27 protein-coding genes are annotated in these 23,808 nt (G+C 41.4%); 12 read left to right on the forward strand and 15 right to left on the reverse strand.

Annotated features, from left to right (window positions below; all coding sequences use genetic code 11):
• Positions 1-92: 92 nt before the first annotated feature.
• The 3 genes from B3D47_RS03580 to B3D47_RS03590 are packed head-to-tail and all read right to left on the reverse strand — an operon-like array spanning position 93 to position 2,901.
• Complete coding sequence (locus B3D47_RS03580; RefSeq protein WP_286859967.1) at positions 93-1,169, reverse strand: DUF6670 family protein; 1,077 nt, start codon at positions 1,167-1,169, stop codon at positions 93-95.
• An 18-nt stretch (positions 1,170-1,187) separates the two neighbouring features.
• On the reverse strand, positions 1,188-2,006 hold the full coding sequence (gene pssA / locus B3D47_RS03585) for a CDP-diacylglycerol--serine O-phosphatidyltransferase (RefSeq protein WP_004809697.1): 819 nt from the start codon (positions 2,004-2,006) through the stop codon (positions 1,188-1,190).
• Between the two features lie 37 nt (positions 2,007-2,043).
• The gene (locus tag B3D47_RS03590) at positions 2,044-2,901 is read right to left on the reverse strand and encodes a 23S rRNA (adenine(2030)-N(6))-methyltransferase RlmJ (RefSeq protein WP_004809698.1); all 858 of its coding nucleotides are present in this window, start codon (positions 2,899-2,901) and stop codon (positions 2,044-2,046) included.
• Positions 2,902-3,016: 115 nt separating this feature from the next.
• Here B3D47_RS03590 and B3D47_RS03595 point away from each other — a divergent pair, with 115 nt between their 5' ends.
• Together B3D47_RS03595 and B3D47_RS03600 are read left to right on the forward strand one after the other, a co-directional pair.
• Positions 3,017-3,619, forward strand: coding sequence for a 2OG-Fe(II) oxygenase (locus B3D47_RS03595; RefSeq protein WP_286859969.1), 603 nt, complete (start codon positions 3,017-3,019; stop codon positions 3,617-3,619).
• Positions 3,620-3,678: 59 nt separating this feature from the next.
• Entirely contained in the window at positions 3,679-4,206 is a 528-nt protein-coding gene (locus tag B3D47_RS03600) for a hypothetical protein (protein WP_163170865.1), read from the forward strand.
• Positions 4,207-4,274: 68 nt separating this feature from the next.
• On the opposite strand, the gene B3D47_RS03605 is transcribed toward B3D47_RS03600, so the two are convergent.
• The 6 genes from B3D47_RS03605 to B3D47_RS03630 all read right to left on the reverse strand — a co-directional run bounded on the left by B3D47_RS03605 (position 4,275) and on the right by B3D47_RS03630 (position 9,138).
• Entirely contained in the window at positions 4,275-4,532 is a 258-nt protein-coding gene (locus tag B3D47_RS03605) for a DUF2789 family protein (protein WP_004809704.1), read from the reverse strand.
• 117 nt (positions 4,533-4,649) lie between these two features.
• Positions 4,650-4,904: a DUF2789 family protein gene (locus tag B3D47_RS03610; RefSeq protein ID WP_004809708.1), complete on the reverse strand. Its 255-nt coding sequence runs from the start codon at positions 4,902-4,904 to the stop codon at positions 4,650-4,652.
• A gap of 54 nt (positions 4,905-4,958) precedes the next feature.
• Positions 4,959-5,237, reverse strand: coding sequence for a DUF2789 family protein (locus B3D47_RS03615; protein ID WP_004809710.1), 279 nt, complete (start codon positions 5,235-5,237; stop codon positions 4,959-4,961).
• Positions 5,238-5,406: 169 nt separating this feature from the next.
• Positions 5,407-6,393, reverse strand: a complete 987-nt coding sequence (locus B3D47_RS03620; RefSeq protein WP_004809714.1) for a malate dehydrogenase — start codon at positions 6,391-6,393, stop codon at positions 5,407-5,409.
• Between the two features lie 173 nt (positions 6,394-6,566).
• Complete coding sequence (locus B3D47_RS03625) at positions 6,567-7,205, reverse strand: ribonuclease T2 family protein (RefSeq protein WP_163164875.1); 639 nt, start codon at positions 7,203-7,205, stop codon at positions 6,567-6,569.
• 31 nt (positions 7,206-7,236) lie between these two features.
• Positions 7,237-9,138, reverse strand: a complete 1,902-nt coding sequence (locus B3D47_RS03630; protein WP_286859986.1) for a lytic transglycosylase domain-containing protein — start codon at positions 9,136-9,138, stop codon at positions 7,237-7,239.
• A gap of 366 nt (positions 9,139-9,504) precedes the next feature.
• Here B3D47_RS03630 and miaB point away from each other — a divergent pair, with 366 nt between their 5' ends.
• The 5 genes from miaB (at position 9,505) to B3D47_RS03655 (ending at position 13,450) form a co-directional block, all read left to right on the forward strand.
• On the forward strand, positions 9,505-10,962 hold the full coding sequence (gene miaB, locus B3D47_RS03635; protein WP_004809718.1) for a tRNA (N6-isopentenyl adenosine(37)-C2)-methylthiotransferase MiaB: 1,458 nt from the start codon (positions 9,505-9,507) through the stop codon (positions 10,960-10,962).
• A 39-nt stretch (positions 10,963-11,001) separates the two neighbouring features.
• Positions 11,002-12,078 carry a PhoH family protein gene (locus B3D47_RS03640; protein WP_048881843.1) on the forward strand — a complete coding sequence of 359 codons (1,077 nt, stop codon included), beginning with the start codon at positions 11,002-11,004 and terminating at the stop codon, positions 12,076-12,078.
• Positions 12,079-12,100: 22 nt separating this feature from the next.
• The gene (gene ybeY / locus B3D47_RS03645) at positions 12,101-12,583 is read left to right on the forward strand and encodes an rRNA maturation RNase YbeY (RefSeq protein WP_004809720.1); all 483 of its coding nucleotides are present in this window, start codon (positions 12,101-12,103) and stop codon (positions 12,581-12,583) included.
• Between the two features lie 143 nt (positions 12,584-12,726).
• Positions 12,727-13,119, forward strand: a complete 393-nt coding sequence (locus B3D47_RS03650; RefSeq protein ID WP_163164869.1) for a hypothetical protein — start codon at positions 12,727-12,729, stop codon at positions 13,117-13,119.
• A 31-nt stretch (positions 13,120-13,150) separates the two neighbouring features.
• Positions 13,151-13,450 carry an antibiotic biosynthesis monooxygenase family protein gene (locus B3D47_RS03655; protein ID WP_004896079.1) on the forward strand — a complete coding sequence of 100 codons (300 nt, stop codon included), beginning with the start codon at positions 13,151-13,153 and terminating at the stop codon, positions 13,448-13,450.
• Here B3D47_RS03655 and B3D47_RS03660 read toward each other — a convergent pair.
• Positions 13,447-14,310 (reverse strand): energy transducer TonB, encoded by an 864-nt coding sequence (locus B3D47_RS03660; protein WP_286859988.1) that lies wholly within the window; start codon positions 14,308-14,310, stop codon positions 13,447-13,449. The genes B3D47_RS03655 and B3D47_RS03660 overlap by 4 nt on opposite strands.
• Positions 14,311-14,577: 267 nt before the next feature.
• Between B3D47_RS03660 and B3D47_RS03665 the strand changes: the two genes are divergently transcribed.
• The 3 genes from B3D47_RS03665 (at position 14,578) to B3D47_RS03675 (ending at position 16,798) form a co-directional block, all read left to right on the forward strand.
• Positions 14,578-15,267 (forward strand): hypothetical protein, encoded by a 690-nt coding sequence (locus B3D47_RS03665; protein WP_286859974.1) that lies wholly within the window; start codon positions 14,578-14,580, stop codon positions 15,265-15,267.
• A 151-nt stretch (positions 15,268-15,418) separates the two neighbouring features.
• Positions 15,419-16,132, forward strand: coding sequence for a DUF3108 domain-containing protein (locus B3D47_RS03670; protein WP_004809730.1), 714 nt, complete (start codon positions 15,419-15,421; stop codon positions 16,130-16,132).
• 90 nt (positions 16,133-16,222) lie between these two features.
• The gene (locus B3D47_RS03675) at positions 16,223-16,798 is read left to right on the forward strand and encodes a xanthine phosphoribosyltransferase (RefSeq protein WP_005223320.1); all 576 of its coding nucleotides are present in this window, start codon (positions 16,223-16,225) and stop codon (positions 16,796-16,798) included.
• Between the two features lie 261 nt (positions 16,799-17,059).
• Here B3D47_RS03675 and B3D47_RS03680 read toward each other — a convergent pair whose 3' ends face one another.
• The 3 genes from B3D47_RS03680 to B3D47_RS03690 form a co-directional block, all read right to left on the reverse strand.
• Complete coding sequence (locus tag B3D47_RS03680; RefSeq protein WP_286859975.1) at positions 17,060-17,737, reverse strand: hypothetical protein; 678 nt, start codon at positions 17,735-17,737, stop codon at positions 17,060-17,062.
• 83 nt (positions 17,738-17,820) lie between these two features.
• On the reverse strand, positions 17,821-19,023 hold the full coding sequence (locus B3D47_RS03685; RefSeq protein ID WP_286859976.1) for a CsgG/HfaB family protein: 1,203 nt from the start codon (positions 19,021-19,023) through the stop codon (positions 17,821-17,823).
• Positions 19,017-19,400, reverse strand: coding sequence for a hypothetical protein (locus tag B3D47_RS03690; RefSeq protein WP_004809738.1), 384 nt, complete (start codon positions 19,398-19,400; stop codon positions 19,017-19,019). The genes B3D47_RS03685 and B3D47_RS03690 overlap by 7 nt, the downstream gene beginning before the upstream one ends.
• Before the next feature lie 855 nt (positions 19,401-20,255).
• Between B3D47_RS03690 and B3D47_RS03695 the strand changes: the two genes are divergently transcribed.
• The gene (locus B3D47_RS03695) at positions 20,256-20,684 is read left to right on the forward strand and encodes a hypothetical protein (RefSeq protein WP_286859978.1); all 429 of its coding nucleotides are present in this window, start codon (positions 20,256-20,258) and stop codon (positions 20,682-20,684) included.
• Positions 20,685-20,709: 25 nt separating this feature from the next.
• Here B3D47_RS03695 and wrbA read toward each other — a convergent pair whose 3' ends face one another.
• Positions 20,710-21,306, reverse strand: a complete 597-nt coding sequence (gene wrbA / locus B3D47_RS03700; protein ID WP_286859980.1) for an NAD(P)H:quinone oxidoreductase — start codon at positions 21,304-21,306, stop codon at positions 20,710-20,712.
• A 110-nt stretch (positions 21,307-21,416) separates the two neighbouring features.
• On the opposite strand from wrbA, the gene B3D47_RS03705 reads away from it, so the two are divergent.
• Positions 21,417-22,700, forward strand: a complete 1,284-nt coding sequence (locus B3D47_RS03705) for a YihY family inner membrane protein (protein ID WP_163164857.1) — start codon at positions 21,417-21,419, stop codon at positions 22,698-22,700.
• Positions 22,701-22,823: 123 nt separating this feature from the next.
• Here the strand turns inward: B3D47_RS03705 and B3D47_RS03710 are convergent, their stop codons facing one another.
• Entirely contained in the window at positions 22,824-23,750 is a 927-nt protein-coding gene (locus B3D47_RS03710) for a DMT family transporter (RefSeq protein ID WP_286859990.1), read from the reverse strand.
• Between the last annotated feature and the right edge of the window lie 58 nt (positions 23,751-23,808).

Consider the following 23,808-nt stretch of genomic DNA (forward strand, 5'->3'; position numbering starts at 1 on the left):
GTGCATTCTACAGTATTTCACACCACGTGCAACCCCCTTTTTCAACAAAAATTACCGTCTGTTTATTTATTCTACAAAAAACCAGTTTTTCTCTATCTTTTGACTAAAAATGGTACAGAATCGGGCACGTTACTTAATATTTTTTCTTCTTTGCTGAGTTCCTGGAAGCGCAAAGCTCGGCAATCAATGTATTCAATATAGCCCCCTTCCCCATTTTCTTCCTGATCATTAATCTTTACCTGATAGCTAAAACTACCCACATAGCCTGCCCCAAGACCAAATTTAAAATCACCTCGACTTTGTCCTTGAATTGAAATCTGAATTCCATCTTTACTTTCACAGTGCCATTCGAATTCACGTGGTAAATACATTTTCTGGCCATTTGGTGTGGTCACACTTGGATAGACCCGATGCACTTTAAAAATTACCTTTTCATCCAGCATTTGGGTCTGCTGGCTTTCCAGATCTTTATAGTAAATACGGGACTGGATAATCTTGTTAAAGCTATCTCGTACCTGAACCAAAATAATCTGTCGGTTTTGACTCAGGTTAATCATCTGATAAGTCAAGAAAGCAAATGGCAAATAGGGAAACTTGAAACTACGGGCATATTCAAAGCTACCCAGACTTTCGATTTGGTATTGTTGATCTTTATATTGAATGAGACCTTCACACCAGCATGGAATCGACCAATAATCAGCCAGAGAAAATCGAAGCTGGGTAAAGTGGGTAATCAACTCGATAGCTCTAATTTTCAGATCAACACTCAGCTCGTCATCCTGGCGGGTGAAATGAAATTCCGGAAATATACTGCTCAATTGCTCACGTGTATGAAAATTAAAGTTACAGCTTTCAAAGCGACACTCATTTTGGATGGAATAATGATTCAACTGACCGACCATGTGCGGACTGGTACTACAGATTACCGTTGCTGTATCTAAGGCATCCGTATGAATGGCATCGGGATTACATAGCATCGGCACATTCGGCTGACCGATCATGCTAAAAAAATTGAAATAATGCAGTGGCGCAGGCAGATTGGGAATAACAAAACGATGGTGAATATATTTATATTTTTTATTTGGACCGTGACAGGCCAGATCGGCCTGGGCAGCAGGAGTCTGATTCAGCTGTTTCGAACGATCCAATAAATCCTGAAGAAACGCCATATCAGACTCTCCTGCATACTAGCTCACTTGTCGTTTCGCCATAAAAGTCGTAACAAAACCAGACAAAGCATAAATTACAGAGATAACCAGAATCCCGACCGGAATGTTGTAAGTCATCGCTGCAAAGATAAATACGGCAATTGGCAAGACAAAAAATGGAACCCGCTTACGCTCTACCGTTTTAAAAGAATAGTATTTGATATTAGAGATCATCAGCAAACCGGTAATCACAATCGCAACGGCATTGATGATCTGAACCACTGAATCTTTAATATCGAAAATTTCCGGGAAATCTAAACCAACCCAGACCAGCGAAATAATCATTACGGCAGCAAGTGGGCTCGCAACACCAATAAAGTAGCGCTTATCAACCACACCGATCTGCACATTGAAACGTGCCAGACGGAAAGCCGCACAAGCGGTATAAACAAAACATGCCGCCAGACCGATCCGGCCCAACTCACTTAAGCCCCAGCTGTACATCAAGATAGCCGGTGCCACACCAAAGGCCAGCATATCCGATAGCGAATCAAACTGTTCACCGAACGGACTTTGCGCACCAATGGCACGTGCAACACGTCCATCCAAGCCATCGAGTAATGCTGCAATAAAGATCGCATAAATGGCTTGCTGAAAATTGCCATTCATACTGGCAATAATCGAGTAAAAACCTGCCAATAACGCTGCGGTTGTAATCAGGTTCGGCCATAGATAGATTCCTCGACGCTTAATTTTTTGCCCTTCCTGAGTATGCTCCTCTTCTTCCACCTCAAAGGTGATGCCATCAAAAGGCGCTTCGGTGGAAGAGTCACGTTCCGGTTTGCTTATATTTGTCATTCTTGTCGATCCTAGCTATGACCTGATCTTAAAAAAATTATTCGCCTACTAACCAGCGAACTGCGGCGTGACCACCAGTTTCCTGCATACGTAAATGCGGGAATAACCATTGAAGTGCTTCATCAGCATCTTCAGAGAACTTCCAAGGCGGATTAATCACCAACAGACCACAACCATTTAAACCAACAGGAGTATCGTCTGGCCATACACATATTTCACAGATCAGCTGACGGCGAATACCAGTCTTGAACATTTTTTTCTCGAAACGCTCAATCATGGCACGGTCTTTAATTGGATACCAAACAGCAAATACGCCTGTCGGCCATTTTTTATAAGCTGCTGCAATCAACTCGACTAACTGAGGGAAATCTTTACGTTCCAGCTCATACGGCGGGTCGATCATTACCAGACCGCGTTTTTCTTTGGGTGGAATGACAGCGAGCAAACCTTCATAAGCATCACGCTCATGCAGACCAGCACGCTTGTCAAAAATATTCTGATCAAGCTGCTGGAAAACATCACGCTGCATTTCAAAAATGGTGGCTTTGTCGATTTCACGCATGCCTTCAAGGGCAAACCACGGGGAACCCGGATACGCGCCTTTACCAAAACTTTCACGCATTTTTTCAACAATTTTTAAATATTGCTGTATGCCTTCAGGGGCATTGCGCTTAATCGAATCATCCAGTTTAATCAGGCGATGAATACCGTTTAAGAACTCACCAGACTTCTGCGCTTCTGAAGTCGACAAGTCATATTTACCTGCGCCGCCATGCGTATCAATATAACGATATGGCTTGTCTTTATTATTAAGGCGAGACAAAATCTGAAGCAATAACACGTGCTTCATGACATCGGCAAAGTTGCCTGCATGGAAGTGGTGACGATAATTCATGTTTCAATTATTCCTAAGATCAATAGCTATTTTAACATGAAAAACTGATTCGTTCAGAAACGATTATTGCTCTAAAATAGCAAACCTTTTTTACCACACGCTCGAGAATTGAAAAATGGAAGCAGTTGTCATCCCAGGGGATTGGAATGTTGATCAAATCTTAGATGATTTAGATCAACATGGCTTTAGTGTTGTTGACGGTGCTTATTCAATTGAATATCAACATGCGGTCAGTCAAGAATGCCTAAGTCACTTAAACGAATTTCGTGATGCCGCGATTCAAAATGGCGTAGTAAGCAACATCCGCAGTGATCATATCCTTTGGTTACAACCTGAATTTCAAATCTCTCACCAACATACCGAAACCCTGCAACGATTTTCTCAAGTTTTAAACCGCGCATTTTATTTGGGTATTAAAGATGTCGAAGCGCATTTTGCCTGCTATAACGCAGGTGAATTCTATGCTCTGCACCGCGATAACCCGCAAGGTAAGAATGGCCGCATGATTTCCTCGGTATATTATTTGCATGAAGAATGGCAAGATGATTGGGGGGGTGAACTACATTTACAAGATAAAAATGGACAGTGGCATGCGATTTCACCTAAGCCCAACCGTTTAGCATTCTTCCAAAGTAATTTATTGCACGAAGTATTAGTAGCCAAACATCAACGTTTATCCATTACCGCGTGGTTACGCTCAGATACCTCTTTAATCTAGCCTTTAAAAGCAGACAATCATCCTCATATAGCAATCATTAAGACACGAGGACTGCGTTCATGCGACCAACCACCAAAGAGATCATTGCACGCATTGGTGAAACAGATCAGCTATTTTTAAATGGCAATACCCCTGAGCTGGCGCTTGAACGGGCTGACCTTCGCCTGCAACTGGTAGCGATCAGTCAGTTACGTCAGGAACAGGTGCATTTCCTGCAAGAAGCGATTGTTCTGCTGGAACAAGGCCGAATCGAGTTTGAAGAAATGCCACTCGATCTGTATATCAATCTGTCATTGCATTTGGCTAAAGCCTACATGATCTATTTTGAACTCACAAAAGAAAATCGCTATGCACTGATTACCCAGCAGATTTTAAAACCGATGAGCCGTTATGAGCATGCGGATATCTATTTCTTCCTAGCATATGCCTCAGCAAGCAAAAAAGAACCGGCTATGACCCGTCACTGGTTAAATAAATACAGTAAATTGAACAATTTTGATCTGGAACTGGTAGATCAACATTCAGCATTTGCAGAATACCGTCAACAGGACTGGTTTATTCAAATTCTACACAGCCGGATGCATTAAAACTGCGAAATTATTCTCATAAAAAATGCCTCATAAATGAGGCATTTTTTATAACTAGTTTTATCTTCTTAAGCCAGTCGACGGCGATCGGCATCTAAGTGTAACTGTTGATTCAGTTCATCAACCCAAATTGCCCAGTCATCATCTTGTACCAAATGACTAATTAACAATGAACGCTGTGCTTTATTCCAGAAATGCGCATCATGCAATGAGATTTCCTTAGGTAACTGATGAGTACGTACATATAGCTCAATGGCAGCAGGACTATTCGGCAAACCGAGTTGCGAAAATAATAGGGGTAAGGATGGTTGCATTGTTCCGAGCATCTCGCCCTCCTTATATCAGTTAATTTGTAATTCTTTATAGAACCAACTTATAAGATAAGACAAAAAAAACCTAGTCCTGCGACTAGGTTTGTTTGTATCTTTTTGTATAAAAGTGGATTAAGCGCTTTGCTTATCACTCTCTACATGCAGCAATTGATTGAGCTTATCAATAATTACAATCCATTCGTCATCTTGATGCCAATGTTCACGAAGAAATGCACTCTGCCCTTCACTCCAAAATTCTGCATCTGGCAGAATAACTTCAGATGGAAGCTGATGGGTACGGGTAAATTCATCAATCGACCTTTCATCTGCTGGAAGGCCAAGTTGTTCAAATAATAATTCTAAAGTAGGTTGCTGTTCCAATACCATTTGATTGCTCCGTAATAGAAATAAAAAATAATTTGCTGCTAGTTTTTTTAACTTTCAGGGATGTGAGGAGGTCGGCAGATCACATGTACCTGAACCCTCTGCTTCTATATGCAATTGTTCATTCAGTACATCGACAAAAATGGCCCAATCATCATCTTGCTTCCAATGCCCAATTAGAAAGTCATGTTGGTTCTTGGTCCAAAAAGGTGCCTTATGTAATGGCACATCCATCCCGATCTGATGGGTTCTGATAAATTCATCGATTGCTTCAGGGCTTGAATCCAAGCCGAGTTGCTCAAAAAAAACTTCCATGGTAGGTCGCTGCTCTAACATCTCAGTACCTCCTCTTTTATTGATGATTCTGCTTACAAATTAAACGACTTATATAGAAAGTTCAGTTGTCGCTCTTTGACAGGATGTTATTTTTTGTTCTTAGGATATTCTGAAATATAAAAAGCACTCCATGTGGAGTGCTTTTTATATTTAATCTTAAAAGACTAAATTAGTTAAGCATGTCAGCAACTGCTGCGCGCTCTTCTTCAAGTTCGTTCAATGTAACATTGATACGTTCACGGCTGAATTCATCGATTTCAAGACCTTGAACGATTTTGTATTCACCGTTTTCAGTCGTTACAGGGAAACCGAACATTACGCCTTCAGGGATACCATAAGAACCGTCAGAAGGAATACCCATCGTTACCCATTTGCCGTTAGTGCCAAGAGCCCAATCGCGCATATGATCGATTGCAGCGTTTGCAGCAGAAGCAGCAGAAGACAGACCACGTGCTTCAATGATCGCAGCACCACGTTTACCAACTGTTGGAAGGAATACGTCTTTGTTCCATGCAGCATCGTTGATTTTGTCTTTCAAGCTTTCGCCGTTTACGTTTGCAAAACGGTAGTCAGCATACATCGTTGGAGAGTGGTTACCCCAAACCGTCATGTTTTCGATGTCAGAAACTGCAACACCCGCTTTTTGCGCAAGTTGAGTTAACGCACGGTTGTGGTCAAGACGTAACATTGCTGTGAAGTTTTTCGCTGGAAGATCTGGCGCAGATTTCATTGCGATATAAGCATTTGTATTCGCAGGGTTACCCACAACAAGCACTTTAACGTCACGGCTAGCAACTTCGTTCAGTGCTTGACCTTGACCGATAAAGATTTCGCCGTTTACTTTAAGAAGGTCAGCACGTTCCATACCAGGACCACGTGGACGAGAACCTACTAACAATGCATAGTCAGCATCTTTGAATGCAACTTTAGGATCATCAGTACCGATCATGCCTGCCAATAATGGGAAAGCACAGTCGTCAAGTTCCATCATCACGCCTTTAAGCGCTTGTTGAGCTTTCTCAACAGGAATTTCTAATAATTGAAGAATAACTGGTTGGTCTTTACCCAACATTTCACCGCTAGCGATACGGAATAATAGGCTGTAACCAATTTGACCAGCAGCGCCAGTAACGGCAACGCGAACAGGTTGCTTCATGTAATTATCTCCAATTGAGAGGATAGTCAATGCGGATTAAATAGCTGTTCTATCTAATCTTAATAATCATAAACGGCAAAGATTGTACTCCAATCCTTTCGGAGATGCATGTAAAAGCGAATGAATTCCAACAAAAGTCTGATAGGAAATATAAATTAATTTGGCTGAAAAGCTCAGTATGTACCTTTAATTGTAATGTTCTGAGGGCAGGTATTTACTACACTACTCGGACATTGCTTATATTGGCCATTGCTGCGATAGCAAACCTTAACGGCAGTCAGCAGGCTGACACTACGGTTGGTCTGGCAGTTAAATCGGATGCCGCTGGCGGGTAATTGCGGATTAATCTTAAGGAATTTTGTACGCAATGTATTAATCGACATGACCATGTTTTCTTGGTCTGTCAGTTCCTGTGGTACTTTCAGACGATCCGCATAATTAATAATGGTCCGAAAATACTGGCTGGCACTCATGGGAATACACCCCCCAATACTCTGCCATAAGCGTGCCCGTGAAGCCTCGTCCGGCATGACACGAGCCACCACCTTGGCTTGTAAAGGTGGAAGTGCGGATGAAGTCTGCGTGCTGCAATCCTGTTGACTGGTTTCAGGAAATAAGCCGGAGATATTCAAGGAATAACCTTCCAGACATTTTCGCTTTTTGGCCAATTCAGGATACAGACTGCAAAGTGCGGGAACCATCTGCACATCCATGATATAGCCCGTCGGTGCCGCAAGCGCAGGAAAACTTCCTCCTGCGACTATACAAGCAGAAAGCCATACTGATACTCGACGACTATTCATTAACTTCATGAATAATTCACTATCCCTAAATCATTAATTTTTATTGTGTACTACGTAGCGGAATTGCCTGCATACGTTTCCCGATTGATTGTGCTCCCTGGCCCAACAGGATGCCATAATGTGTCGCATTGGTCATGACATGTTTCACATAATCCCGTGTTTCTAATAAAGGAATGGTTTCCGTGTACTGATCTGCTGCTAGATTCTGGACGTCTGGCTGCCAACGGCGTGCACGATTCGGCCCGGCATTATAGCCTGCCGTTGCTAAAACAGGACTGTTACTGAGCTGGCGTTGAATCGTAGACAAATAGAAGGTGCCATAACGAACATTGGTATTCATGTCGCTTAATGCTGCCGGATTATAGGTTTCGCCCATCTGACGCGCGACCAGCTTGGCCGTATCTGGCATGATCTGCATCAAGCCACCTGCCCCGACATGCGAACGCGCCACGGTATTAAATCGGCTTTCCTGACGCATCAAACCATAAGCCCATGCCGGATCAACACTGGCATTCTGGCTATGGCTGACCACATAATTTCGATATGGCATTGGGAAACGGTAATCATAGTTGTGCTTATTCACTGTACGATCTGCAGCATAAATAGCACGGTCATGCCAGCCCATATCATGCGCACGTTTCGCTGCGGCAAGCAGCAGATCATCATCATGTTTCAAGTAAGCCTGACGCACGGCCCAGTTCCATTCACGGTTTACATACGCTGCTGAAGCATTGATATTACGCAAGGCAAAAGCACGACGGAAATGAATATCCTGATTCAGGCGTTGCATGGCCTGAGCAGAAGGCTGTGCGGATTTCGGCGTACCTAAGGTTAACTGTCCTAAGCGGTCACGTGCCAGCAGGTTATGATAATCATCACCAGTGGCCAGTTTTCGATAAATATCTTCAGCTGCTTTTTTTGATGCTCGGTCTGAGCGCTGTTCACTTGCACGAGCCAGCCAGTATTGCCAGCGGTCTTCCTGTTTCTGGGTCACACTCATCGCATCAATCGCCCGAATCAGACTTTCCCAAGCGCTAAAGCGAATCGCCTGACGTGCATAAATTTCTGCTTCTTCCGGACTAAATGGCAGGCCATAACTCAGATCCAGATAATTCAGGACTTCACGATTAAAGTTGTTTTTCATCACCGTGGTGCCACCGATATAGCCGACTACACGGTACAAAGCTTTTTGGATCTGTTCAGGGGTGCCTTCAGCAGTACGTCGCACACTCGAAAATGCTGTATTCAGATCACTATCCGCCAGTCGCCCCATGGCATAAACCAGATAAGCATGATCAGCAGTGGTCGCTTTGGGTGCCGTCCATAAATAGGCTGTCGGATTGGCCTGAATGCTATTAAGCTGCGCCAAAGAAAGGTTGAGGCCGATACTCTGGGCGGTCGCAATCGCCTGTCCAGACTGACCGGCACGCAATTGTGTCCAGAGTCGTTGCTGACGGTCTTCAATGGTTAATAAGGGACTGGACAGCATCATTCGACCTAGACCGGTACAGGATTCCGGTTGAGAATTGGTGGTCAGCCAGACATCTTTATATTCGGCATAGACTAGAGGATCACCACTTTTAGCACGTACCTGAGCAATCGCGCAGCTTTCTGCCTGATCTGGATTGGTCACATATTGCAGGACCGGCTGTGCTGCTGAAAAATCGGCCTGCTTTACTTTTTCTTCAACATAGTCTGCTGCCAGCTTTTCTGCCATGGCAGATTGCGGATAACGCTGGGCAAAATTAATAATCTGACTAGCCGGCTGCATGCCAAGATTTTGATTCAGAATCCAGTATTCCGGGTAGTAACCCAAGGCATCATTTTGCATGGCTGCACGATACTGTTGTAATAATTCAATATTTCCAGCATTTGCCGCAGTGAGTGCGTCATTAAATTGTTCTTCGGCAGCTTGAACGCCCATTGAACTCAGACAGGCCATCCCTACAGTGAATAATCTTGAATATTTATGTGTACTTATAATCTGTTTCAACATTAACTTAACTTCTATCATGTAGTTCGTGCCAGACAATTTTGTTCAACATCGGTGCTAGTTTATAAATTCTAGACCGACTCTACTGTTCTCTTATGTAACCTTATGATTCAGCAATATTAATTTTCAAACATTTTCTGTCCATAAATCAATATTTTCAGGCCACCAATAAAGGCTATAAGTTTAAGCGACTTTCCTGCTAAAATATGCGACTTCCAAAAAATTCATTCTGTGAATTGAATTCTAATTGACCTGATTCGCAGATTAATAAGGTCGTCCGTTCACAATTTAAACGTATTATCCCTAGGAGCCTTCATGACGGTTCAAACCTTCATTCCGAAGAGTGCCCCAGCTGCCTCAGAAAACACTGTTACCCAGCCAGCGCACACCCCAGCCCACGATGCTACAGTCAAAAAACTGTACATTGAAACGCAAGGGTGTCAGATGAATGAGTATGACAGTCATCGTATGGCCGACCTTTTGGGCGACTCACATGGCTATGTGCTAACCACTGACCCTAAAGAAGCAGATATTCTTCTGATGAATACTTGCTCAATTCGTGAAAAAGCACAAGAAAAAGTATTCTCTGAATTGGGTCGCTGGCGCAAACTAAAAGAAAAAAATCCGGATCTGATTATTGGTGTGGGTGGCTGTGTTGCTTCACAAGAAGGTGACAACATTCAGAAACGTGCCAATTATGTTGACATGATTTTTGGTCCACAAACCCTGCACCGTTTGCCGCAAATGCTGGATCAGCATTTTGAGCAAGTGGAAAAGCCAAAGAAAGATAAAATTAAACTGGTCGATATTTCCTTCCCGGATATTGAAAAATTCGACTTCCTGCCTGAACCACGTGTTGAAGGTTATAAAGCCTTTGTATCAATCATGGAAGGCTGTTCAAAATACTGTTCTTTCTGTGTGGTGCCGTATACCCGCGGTGAAGAAGTATCACGTCCGCTGGATGATGTCCTGGCAGAAATTGCAGGTCTGGCAGAAAAAGGTGTGCGTGAGATTTCACTATTGGGTCAGAACGTAAATGGCTATCGTGGTGAAACCTTTGATGGCAAGATCTGTACTTTTGCCGATCTGTTACGTTTAGTTGCAGAAATTCCAGGTATTGGCCGCTTACGTTATACCACGTCGCATCCACTCGAATTTAATGATGATCTGATTCAATGCTATCGTGACCTGCCACAAATGGTGTCACATCTGCATTTACCAGTGCAAAGTGGTTCCAATGACGTCCTTCAAGCGATGAAGCGTAACCATACGATTGATGTCTATATCGAGAAAATTGCCAAACTCCGTAAAGTCCGTCCGGATATGCACCTATCTTCAGATTTCATTATTGGTTTCCCGGGTGAAACCGACGACAACTTCGAAGAAACATATCAGTTTATTAAAGATATGGACTTTGATCATTCGTACAGCTTTGTGTATTCAAAACGTCCGGGTACGCCTGCTGCGGAACTTGAAGACACTACACCTGAACAGGTGAAAAAAGAACGTCTGGCAAAAGTTCAAAAATGGATCAAGCAATCCAGTATTGAGAAAACGGATGCGATGCTTGGCACCATTCAACGTGTTCTCATAGAAAAAGTTTCAGACAAGGATCCAAATGTCCTGGTAGGCACCGCAGATAACACACGTTATGTGACATTTATCGGTGATCCTGCATGGGTTGGACGTTTTGCCGAGATTGAAATCACTGAAATAAAAACACTCAATTTAGTTTACGGTGAGCTATTGAATCTTGAGCCTGACGTGGCGTAATGTAGGGATATAAGAACCTATCTCTATAAGGAACTCTCTTTGACAGCAGCGATTCGACGTACAGTAGCTTTTCCTGGAATTTCAATGGACCGTTTACAGAGCATGCTCGGTGCTTATAACGGTCATTTGAAGCAAATTGAACAACGTTTAGACGTCAAAGTTTCCCATCGAGGCGATAGCTTTTTTATTGATGGTGAGATCGATGCCGTTGAGAGAGCGGAGTTGCTCCTACAGCGACTTCATGAAGAATCTGAACAGAGCGGTCAGATCAGTGCAGATACCCTGCACTTGATGATCCAAGGCAGCCAAACCGACCGTGAATTGCAGGACAACCTGCATGATCAGGAACATACTGGTCTGGACAATGTCTGGCTACAGACTCGTAAAGGCCGTATCAATCCACGTGGTGCCAATCAGAAACGTTATGTACAACGCATTCTGCAAAGTGACATTTCTTTCGGTATTGGTCCTGCCGGTACAGGTAAAACTTATCTGGCGGTAGCAGCTGCAGTGGACATGCTGGAACGTAATGAGATTCAGCGTATCCTCCTGGTACGTCCTGCGGTAGAAGCCGGTGAAAAACTTGGCTTCCTGCCGGGTGATCTGTCACAAAAAATCGATCCATACTTACGTCCGCTTTACGATGCCCTGTATGAAATGCTGGGTTTCGAAAAAGTAGCCAAATTGATTGAACGTCAGATCATTGAAGTGGCACCACTGGCTTATATGCGTGGTCGTACCTTGAATCACTCCTTTGTGATTCTGGACGAAGCACAGAACACGACACCTGAACAGATGAAAATGTTTTTGACCCGTCTGGGCTTTGGCTCTCGTGCAGTGATTACCGGTGACGTGACCCAGGTCGACTTGCCACGTGGTCAGCAATCTGGTTTGGCTCATTCACTTCGTGTATTGGAAAATGTGAAAGAGATTCATATCACCCGCTTCCATTCCCGTGATGTGGTACGTCATCAGCTGGTTCAGAAAATCGTTGAAGCCTATGAAGGCTGGGATAGTGAACAACAACGTTTAAGTGCCGAAGCACGTGCCGAACGCAAAGCACGTCAGGAAGCTTTGGTCGCTGAAAATGATGCGGCAGCTGACGCCCAGCATTAATATTTACTTTTAAGGATTTGTTTTGAAACTTAGTCTTAGTCTACAACAGGATTTTCAGGCACCTGAACTCGTGATTAAGCGTGCCTATATCAAGAAAGTTGTAGAAACTGCTTTACGTCATATCGGTACACAAAGTGATTGTGAAATTGGTATTGCCTGTGTCGACAATGATGAAAGCCACAAACTGAATCTGGAATATCGCGGAAAGGACAAACCCACCAATGTGTTGTCTTTTCCAAGTGATCTTCCGGATGAAATGGCAGAAGTTTTGGATGCTTTTCCGATTGGAGACTTGGTCATCTGTATCCCAGTGGTATTGCGTGAAGCCGTTGAACAAGGCAAAGCACCTTTGACTCACTTTACCCATATGCTGGTTCATGGCACCTTGCACCTGATGGGCTATGATCATGAGACTTCAGATGAAGATGCAGAAGAGATGGAAGGCATTGAGATCGAGATTCTGGCAAAATTCGGTTTTGCAAATCCATATCTGGAAAGAGACTAAAATTTTCCGACTATAAAAAGTGAGCTTCGGCTCGCTTTTTTATGCCTGTAAATAGCAATCAAATCAATGCTATTTAATTCAACCAAAGCTGATAAAATACACCTCATAACAATAAAGATGATTAGCTAAAGTTCAGGATAAAAATGAAAAAGATTCTTCTCGTATTGCTACTCATGGGTACTTCCCTTCTATCTTCTTATGCAAGTTCAAAGACGCTATGTAAAGAAACCCAATTTCAAAAAGCAGATGAAGTCTGGACAGGTCATTATTATTTAAATGGCGTCATGGAAACAGGCTCTGAAATGCTGTTATTGCCTGAAGGTAAATTTAAATGGTATCTGACTTATGGAGCCCTAGATCAATATGCTGAAGGTAGATGGTGGAAAAATGGCAACTGCATCGGTTTAAAACCTGAGCGTAAATATAAAAAGCATCTGAGGATTTTTCCAAAGCATCTAAAAATTGAAGGCAAATTTTTAAATGTGATTTGGAACAGTTCCGGAGAACACGGTTATTATCATCGTGTGGAAGAATAATTTCAGAAATTAGTTAAAATTAGAAGTTACTATGCAATATGTAGTTATTTTTAAAGCTAAAATTAAGCAGTTAGACACAGATTACTTTGCCACTGCCCAACAGATGCGGGAAAAGGCCTTGACCCAGTTTCACTGTCAGCATTTTGAAAGTTTAACTGAAGGAATCACTGAGATTGCACTTTCCTACTGGAGCAGCCTGCAGGATATTCATGCCTGGCATCAGGACGCTGAACACCAGGCCGCGCAACAATTCGGTAAAGATAACTGGTATCGCTATTTCAGCGTGGATGTCTGTAAGGTATTACGCCATTATGAAACAGCGCCAGATTAACGCACTTCAAACTCGGCTTCTGCCGGATCAAAACGCCAGGTTCGGATAATTCGTAATTCTGAAATATCTTTCATTTTGGCATCGAAAGCACCAAACGGCGCAGCCTTACGTAATGAGGTTCGAGCAGCTTCATCCAATACAGTATGACCAGAAGATTCCAACAATCGAATCGCTCGAATACCCCCATTTTGATTCAGAATCACCATTAAGCGGACGTCACCCGCCAAGCGCTGTATACGGGCAGATTCAGGATAAAAACGATTCCCATAAAATTCGACTTTTTGACGGAATTTTTCCAGATAAGCTGCAGATACATCCTGCTTGGCTTGGATACCGTCAACAGTTTTAATTTTCTGCTGACGGCTAAAGTTTTTCTGGCGCTGCGTATATTGAGCTTCCAGACTCGCGACCATAGCAGCTTTGGCTTGAAACTGGCTGTTGAGTTCTTCCTGACATTTCTTGCGCTGATTTTCTTCTGCCTGTTTCTGCCAGCTTAGGGTTGTCATCAGAACTTTTTCTTCAAAGCTCAACTCTTGTTTTTGTTGCAGCATATCTTGGCTGTTTTGAAGCATTGCCTCTTTTCCAGCTGTCTGATCCGGCATCGGCAATGGAGCATCACTGGACATACGATGCGCTTCACGGAACTGACCGGAACCTTGCTGATCTGTCTGGGCAAGAAAATCGGCATGCTCGATTTTGTCATTACTGACGCGCAGGCTGACTGCAATTTCCTTGGTCGAAGTATCCTGTTCCGATGGCATTCCAAACTGCAGCATTAAAATCATGATATGTAATAATGCAGCAATCCCTACAGCACTGCTAAAAATTGGATCTTTCCACCATGATTTAACCAAGGGCATCAGGGTCATTCTAGTCACATTTTCAGGCTCAGCCAGGAGCCTTTATCCTTAATATCTTGCAAAGAAAATTTTTCAATATACAAATATTGATATATCTTTCACTTTGAGTAGATAGTGAGAGCTATATCAAATCTTCTACGTTGTATAAACAAAACACTAAAAATGGTGCAATTTATTTTGCTAAACTGCAAGCACACGCTCTTGTATTTTTTATACTTTTCGACAAGATACATGCTATCAAAAATATAGTTGCCAGGATGCTTCCATATGCAAACCATCATTTCCAATATTTCCAGACGCATTCGCCAGGTGTATCAGAAGGCGGAAGGGTTTATTGAAGATGAACGCGAGTTTCCCCTCTCTCAGGTATTTTTGAATGCAACTTTTCAGCGTTTTGTGACTGATAACGTCAAAGCCTTAAAAGATCTGCATGCGGATCTGCATGATGACTGGTTACGCTTATATGCAACACTTGATTACAATGGCATGGTCATTACTCTGTCTGTTGACCTGAAACTGGTACAGATGGAGTTGAATAAAGACCGTCAGCTGATTGTTTTTGAACAGATTAGCGATACCCAAGTAATTGATGCTAAATACCCAAATGTATTCTATAAAGTTGGCGTACGTTGTGCCCTATTTTTCTATCAGCGCATTTTGAATAAAGATCCTCTCGGTATGATTTTGGAAAAGCTGGGTGTAATTAAAGTTGTTGATGACCTACTACATTTAGATCTTAACCGCTGGCTCGGTAAAAGCCGATCAGTGATTGATACTTTGTCTAAAGTACATGTCAATCATGCTGTATTACGTGAGGCTGAACTGGTCGTTATTGGAAATGTGAATCTAGCAGCCTTGTTCAGAAAGCTGTCTCAAGAAAAAGAAGAAAGCTGGGATGATACAGATGAATTCAGTGAAAATCAGGTCACCCCAATCAAGCAGAAACAAGATTCGTAAAGTGTTTAAGTTATGAAACAACAATGAAAAAAATGACATGAATGATACACTTCTGCGAATTTTATCAGTTCATTCTCCCTCCACATTTTAGTCTGATAATAAAAGCTTGGCAGAAGTGACTGACTGCCCTTTCATACAGGAAAATTCACTTATGGCACAACACTTAATTAAAACTATTGGTATGACTGCAGGACTGACTACAGCACTGGTATTCACAGGCATGTCCAGTCAAGCGTTTGCCATGAGCCCATTCCAGGCAACTTATCAGTTTAGCTATAATGGCAAGAACATGGGATCGGCAACACGAACCTTAACCAAGTCAGGCAATAACTGGACTTATGTATTTGCAGCCAAGGCTGCCGCGATTGCTTCTGCGACAGAAACCAGTCATTTTACTTTTAATAATGGCAAGATTAATTCTAGCAATTTTAGCCGTAGTAGTAAGGTATTGGTTAATAACAATACCATGAGTATCAAATTCAATCCGTCTTCTAAAACTATTCATACTAAAAAAGATGACAAGGCACGTTCATTTGCCTGGAGAGATGGTGCCCTGGATGAATTAAACGCCGAGTTACAGATCCGTGAAGACCTAAAAGCTTCTGGTTTAAAAAGTAATTATTACATTGCAGATGCTAAAGAACTGGAAGCACGTAAATTTGTTAAACAAGGTACAGAAAATATCAAAACCAATTACGGCACCTTTAGCACCATGAAGGTCGTAATGAAACATGACAAGCCAGGACGCGAAACCATCTTCTGGTTAGCTCCAAAACTTGATTATTTACCAGTCAAGGTAGCGCATGTCGATAAGAAAACTTCCTATGGTTTGTTACTCACTGGCTATAAAGGTCCAACGAACTAAGCATTTTTAACGATTTATGCTTGATTTTTTCCGGGTGCTTTTTAAAATACGCTTTTGCTTGAAAAAGCATCTGGTCTTGAGGATTCTCCCGTGCACGCACTAGAACAGAAAATCTTAGCTGAAGGTATCGTTCTATCTGAAGAAGTTTTGAAAGTTGATTCTTTCTTAAATCATCAAATCGATCCTGTTATGATGCAGCAAATTGGTCAGGAATTTGCGCGTCTATTTAAAGATGCTGGTATCACTAAAATCATCACTATTGAAGCATCAGGGATCGCACCTGCTGTAATGGCTGGCCTTGAGCTGGGTGTTCCAGTGATCTTTGCACGCAAATATCAATCATTAACTCTGAAAGATGATCTATATCGTTCTAAGGTATTTTCTTTCACCAAGCAAACTGAAAGTACCATTGCAATTTCTAAAAAGCACATCAACGCTGCTGATAAAGTACTGGTGATTGATGACTTCCTTGCAAATGGTCAAGCAGCTCTTGGCTTGGCAGACCTGATTCACCAAGCAGAAGCATCTGTCGTGGGTATTGGTATCGTGATTGAAAAATCATTCCAGCCGGGCCGTGACATTCTGCTTGAAAAAGGTTATCGCGTAGAATCATTAGCGCGTGTGAAATCATTAGCAAATGGTACGGTTGAATTTGTTCAAGAATAAAATTTCTCGAATTAAATTAAAGAAGAGTACTGAGGTGCTCTTTTTTTATATCCGTTTTCCTGAATTAAAATATTTTTAAGACAACTATATTCTTCTATTGCTTCGTTTTTTCCTAAAAAATTTCAATTAAAAAATAATCATTAATAGAAATTGCTTTACTTTCCGATAAGTAGACAATATTTTTTAAAAATTTTTATATAAAATAAGAGGCCTAACTATCTGCCAATAGTTAGACCTGTAAGAAAATCAGGCAAAGTTATATTATTCTCCTACTGTCACAGTAATACTTCCAGTATTTACTGCACCAATTGCAGTAGTAGTAATGGTGTTGGCCACACTATTATCTACACCTTCTGCAATCGCACTTACAGAGGCATCAACTGCTCCAGCATTATAAGCAATATTCGCTACACTATAATTGCTTAAAGTTTTATTAACTTCCTCATCAAAAGTCCTATCCAGTGTTGTGCTCAATGTATCTGAAATATCCGCACTCGTTGTACTCTCCGAAATATCTTCTCCAATCGTTTCGTTATTGATTTCACTAGTTACATCAGTATATGCCCAATCTAGGGTTTCATTAAGTGTATTTGAAGTCACTGTACTCAAGCTACCTTGCGCGATTTCAATACTACCTGTATTAGCTGCACCCATTGCTGTAGTTTCAATTGTATTTTCAACTGAATTGACCACATCTTGAGTATCTGTTCCAAGATCTGATCCTAAATTGGCATAAGCCTCTGTATTAACACTTGCATTAATATCAGCACTATTAACAGCCAGATTCAGGGCAGATCCATTTTCGACCTGCTGGGAAATTGCATCCAGAGATGCCTGTAAACCGGTATCTACCTCTACATTTGTGTCTTGAGCATATGCCATACCTGCACCAGACAGGAAGGTGACGGATAAAGCGATTGTTTTGATCGTGTTTTTCATCTTTGTTTTTCCTTTTCTAGTTTTGAAGCACTCCTCGCTAAGTACTTCTTTTACTAATGGGAGCGAGCCCACTTGTGAAACTATTAATCACGCAATGTGCTTGACCAATAGTTTTCAACAACTTCAGGATTGGCATCCCACAGCATGGATGTTTTCTCCTCATCTTTTTCTTTGCTGCTTTTTTCCTGCTTCTCTTTTTCCTCTAGCATTTTGTCTGAAGAGACTGGAGAATGTTTTTTACTGATATATTTAATGAGATCCTGTTTACTTATTTCAGGTTCTGGATCAGGATTTTGGATTACCTCGGATTCTTTGTTTTTTGGTTCTTTGGTATCTTTACTCGGTGTATTGGTAGATTTGTTTTTCTCTTGAGATTGCTGAATATCGTCCGAGGTTAATTCCTGAACCGGGGTACTTGAATCTAGATTATTTTGTTGCTGATTTTTTTTATATTTATGCAAAGCCACCGAACTTCGAGTTAAGTTTAAACGTCCAAATTCTGGTGGAATTTCTGCACGACACTTCTCGAACACTGGCGGTGGAACGACCTGACTCAGTAATTCAAAAGTGGCCAGATTCAACATCTGACGTAAAGCAAAATTCGTCGCTTCACGCTCACCTTTTCCGATCTGAATATTTAATAAGGTACGGCCGGTAAATCTTCCAGCGCTGATACCATAATCCTGTGCAGCAATCTGTTTCTGTAATGAGACATTCGCGACAACTTTACTGCTGCGTGTATCAGTCAGAGATAGATCCAAACCTACCATAATTCGGGTTTGACTATAATTCGGCCCAACACCTGCAATCTGCATGTCCAACCCGCCACCTGGAATAAAATCCAGGCTATTAATACTGCCCGTCACATAATAATCAGAGGCCTGGATTTGTCTTGGGTCACGAATCCCCCACTTGGCCTCACTTTCAATAATACGAGGATCACGCCGGTTCATTACACTGACCCCAGACTGAAATAAGGCAGATTGCACCATATCTCCTGCGCCTTGGGTCACCATTTTTCCACTACCACCATTGGTTACGACGTCTTTACCTGTCTGGTCTAAAATTGCACCTACAGAAAAGCTGATGTCATTGCGTAATTGCCCCTTTAAGCAAGATAAGGCCATATCAAATGGAGTAAAAATATCAGTAATTGGCGGACCTTGTACCAGCTCTACCGGCTTTGAATTTGAAGATGCCAGGCCGGTACATCCTGTCAAGGATTGAGTAAAAATCAAAATGATGCCGGCGGAAGATAAAGGCTTTCCATACGGGAAATTCAGCATAGTGTTTCTCCCGGCTGGTTACTCACATTTGGGCAGCGTGGTGAATTCCGATTGGAATTAGAACTCACTGGAGCTTCATTGAATAATTCACTGGAAATATTTACACCATTATCTGAGCCCTCCACCGTAATATTATTGGTTGGAGTATTCACAGTGCCGATAGAATTTGAAGAGGTGTTATATACGGTAGTTCTTGCTTTTCCAAAACTTTCATAATAATCAGACTCTCTGAGTTCAATCAGATTTGCCTGTGCCAGATGCTCATTAGAACGTGCAGGTGATGCTTTCCAGCGCTGAGTCCACTCATCTGATGTAGCATAAGCGTTGCTCAAAAAAAACAAACACAATAAACCCGCATTGATGACCAATATTTTCATACCCTTAGTATCCTCTGATTTAGTATGTTTATTCGTTTTCTGCTTAATTAAGATTTAATTTATCTGACAAAAATTAGATCATATAAAAATTTAAAAATTACATTTAATTATTATTCACATACTTTTTGATTTTTAATTAAATTCAAGCTATTGTTTTCATTTAATATTGATTATTTTGATCAATCCTTTTATTTATAAAAAATATTTTATAAATATTTTCAAACCATAAATTTATTTTTAAAAATTAGTTTAAATAATATTTTAGAAGTATTTATAAAATTAGAAAAAATACTTTAATCGAGGAAATATTTATGATGATTTTCACGATCATTTATTAATAATTTTTCATTTTATAAAAGTTTATATTTTAATCATCCTTAATAAATCACTTTATTAAGAAATATAATTAACCGATTATATGAAAACTATTATCTAAATACATTTTTTTGTTCTTTAAAAAATCTCAAAACAAAATACTCAATATAGATACTCAATACCTCTACTAAACAGTCCTTAATTTCAATTTATGATGATCATGTTATTTAGTGTAAAAAGATGACAAGTAAATTATTTTTTATAAGGAATAGAAAAGATACTTTGAAGATATTATTTTTAGTATCTTTAGATTATCAGACAGCTAAAAATTGAAAGAATTTCCAAGATGGATTTCGATATAAAATAATTTACAGCACAAATACAAAGCCTTATCAAAGTCTCCTCTACAATCAGATTGGCAGGAAATGTCCCTGACATCAAAATATAAGACAGACATACTGTAGAGCTGTCATATATCCACCTGATTAGGCAAAATGACAAATCATAAATAGGCTGAACATCAGCCCATAACAATCATTGATGGAATACCTTATGCAATGTCCTAAATGTGGCTCAACAGATATTGAACAACGTGATCATGAGCAAAATCTGAAAAAAATTGGCGGTCTACTCATGACCTCTGCAGGTGCAACGGCGGGAACTGTAGGTGGCGCAGCTTCAGGTGCGTCGATTGGTGCTGCGATCGGGACTGTGGCAGGCCCACTTGGTGTAATTGTCGGCGGAACAGTCGGGACTTTCGTTGGCGCAATTAGTGTTGGGATTACTGGTGGTGTGGTCGGTAACTTCTTGGGTAAAAAAGCTGGTGTAACCGTGGATCGCAACCTGTTTCTGGATTATCGTTGCCTGAAGTGCAAATACCGCTTTAATATTCAGGCAACAGCTGCTCAGGCACTGGAAGTGAATAAAGAAGATTCTGAGGAATCGAGTAATCAGGACAATAAAACCTGAAACTTATTGTCCTGATTGAGAATTATTAAGCCTGATTTAACTTTAAAGCTATTTCTGCCAAGCGCTTACCCTGTGCTTCACATAGTACCTTTTCATCCTGGCTTAGTGTCTGATCGTGGCGTGCACCACTGACATGGCTGGCGCCGTAGGGTGTACCACCCGTTTTAGTATTTGATAATGCTGGAACAGCATTACTTAGTCCCATGATCATCATACCGTGGTGGAACAACGGCGGAAGCATACTCAGTAATGTACTTTCCTGGCCACCATGCATTGCACCAGAGGCTGTGAACACGCATGCTGGCTTAGCATGCAAAGCTCCATTCAGCCAAAGACTGGTGGTCTGATCCCAGAAATATTTCATTTCAGCAGCCATATTGCCAAAACGTGTTGGCGAACCCACTGCCAAAGCAGAACAGTTCGCCAATTCATCTAGCGTACAATAGATATCCCCTTCCGCTGGAATACTCGCCTCTGCTTCTTTTACCACAGTGGAAAGATTCGGCACTGTTCTGACCTTCACTGCCATACCTGCGGATTCAACCCCATTGGCAATCAGATGTGCCATCTCTTTGACTGAACCATATTTGCTGTAATATAAAACAAGGACATAAGGTTGCATATGATGAATGTTCGATACTAAAAAAAGAAAACTATACGGTATTTTTCTGTTTTTTTGGGTAAGCTGAACCAGAAAATTCATGATGTATAAGAAATTGAGACAACAAGCGCATGATCGTTGAATACTTAAAGAAACTACCTTTTTATGAAAAACACTGGTTTCAATTTATTTTATTTGTACTTAGGCGCTTTGAGGCGGATCGTTGCCGTGAACAGGCAGGCTCATTAACCTATACTACTTTGTTTGCTGTAGTACCAATGCTGACGGTTTTTCTGGTGATCATCTCTTCAATTAAGGCATTAGAACCTGCACGTCAGCAACTTCAGGAAATGATCTATACCAATTTCCTGCCTAAGACCACCATTGCCTTTGATAAAGCCCTGAGTGCTTTTACTGACAAATCCAGCAATCTGACCATCATCGGGATCCTGTTCCTGTTTATTACCACCGTGATGATGCTGACCAGTATTGAAACAGTATTTAACCGGATCTGGCGTGTCACGGAAACACGTGGCGGGATTATCGGCTTTATGCGCTATTGGACCATTATTTCTTTGGGTCCAATTTTACTCGGTAGCGCTTTCGTGATTTCTTCAACTGTAGCGTCCATGAATGTACTGAGCAATAACTTTGCCGGCTACGAATTGAATGGTGCTTTTATACTGTGGCTCATTTCATTTTCTTTGACGATTATCGGCTTCTTTATCCTGAACTGGACCATTCCTAACCGCAGTGTACCGATCAAATCTGCATTCGTGGGCGGTTTATTTAGTGCAGTGGTCTTTGAACTCTTAAAGAACCTGTTTGGCTTTGTCATGTCCAATTTCACCAGTTATGAAATTGTCTATGGTGCTTTTGCAGCGGTGCCTATTTTCCTGCTCTGGATTTATCTGTCCTGGAATATTGTCCTGCTCGGGGTTGAAATCAGTTATGCAATTACGGCATTTGAATCAGGTCAGGATTGTAAAATCCATCCAATTCTAATGTTACTGGATTTACTTGAGCTGTTTTACCGCAAGCAGAAAACTGGAGAAAGTATTAGTGAAGCACAGGCACTCGAAGTTTTAGGACGAGATGAAATTGGCCGTCTGCCAAGCTATATCAGCATGTTTGAAAAACAGAATCTGATTAAACGTACTGAAGATAATGAATATGTCTTGGTACGTGATCTGGATCAGGTCAATTTCTGGGATTTTTACCTCAAACTTCCTTATGCTCTGCCACACACACATCAAATCGAAAATCTTCAGATCAATGACCTCTGGATGCAGCGACTACAACCCAAATTACGAGAAGCAGATCATTATTTAGCGGAAAATCTGGGTATTCCACTTTCAGAGCTGTTTAAGCAAAAGGAAATGCAGAATGAAGCTCAAACTCCACCCAAGCCTTAAACACTTTAATAAAAATCCTCTCTTATGAGAGGATTTTTTTTGGGAATTATATAAGTAAGTTTTTCAGTAAAAATTTTCACTGCGTTATTCACGCTTTCTTAAACACTATTGATAACCAATATTTTAAGGAGCTACTTTTATATTTTTCGGCTTTAGCCATCCCTGCAAACTTACTAACACAACACCCAGCATGACCATGATCGTGCCAATAATAAAGTTCATCTCAACTTCTTCATCCAATAACAGAATTCCAAAAATCATACCAAACACCGGCGTTAGAAAAGAAAATACACCCAGACGTGAAGCCAAATATTTTTTCAGCATCCAGAACCAGATCAGATAACTGGCAAAAGAAATGACCACTGTATGAAAAATCAGACTAGAAATAGATAAGGTTGTCCAGTTCACCGTTGCTTGTCCTGTCATCCACGCAAGTGGTAATAGCAACATGCCGCCCATCAAGAGCTGATAGAACAAAGTTTGTGTTGCTGGAGCTTCAGCTAATCGTGTTAATCGAACACTCACAGTGGTAGCAGCCCAAAATATACCAGCCATTAAAGCCAATAAATCTCCCCAAAGCATACTGGCTTGCATAGCCTGATCAGTGTGGGTACGAAATAAGAAACTCACCACGATCCCGCTAAACGCAACGAGAATTCCACCCCACTGTAATGGAGATAAATGTTCTGAAGGAAGTTTCCAGTGCAATCCCAATGCCACGAAAATTGGTGCGGTATATAATAATACGATGGTATGTGAAGCAGAGGTATAACGCAGTGCTTCAGCGACCAGGTAAAATTCTAAAGCGAACAATACCCCGACCAGCAAACCTGCCGGAAGATAGCTACGGCTCCATAGCTGGCGCCTTACACCTGCTTGGATCAAAGGATAAACCATTAATGCAGATAAGGCTGAACGTAATGCAATCTGCATCAAGGCTGAAATATCTGGTGCTGCCAGCTTGAGCACTACCTGCTGTAGTCCCCATAACAGACACAGGACAAACATGATTAACGAAGCTTGCGCATCAAGCGCTTTACGCTGCTCCACAATTTCAACTCTACGCACACTATCAAAGATGCACACTATAAATCTGTCAGAAATAAAA

It is taken from the genome of Acinetobacter sp. UBA3461 (assembly GCF_002381195.1).
Taxonomy (GTDB): domain Bacteria; phylum Pseudomonadota; class Gammaproteobacteria; order Pseudomonadales; family Moraxellaceae; genus Acinetobacter; species Acinetobacter schindleri.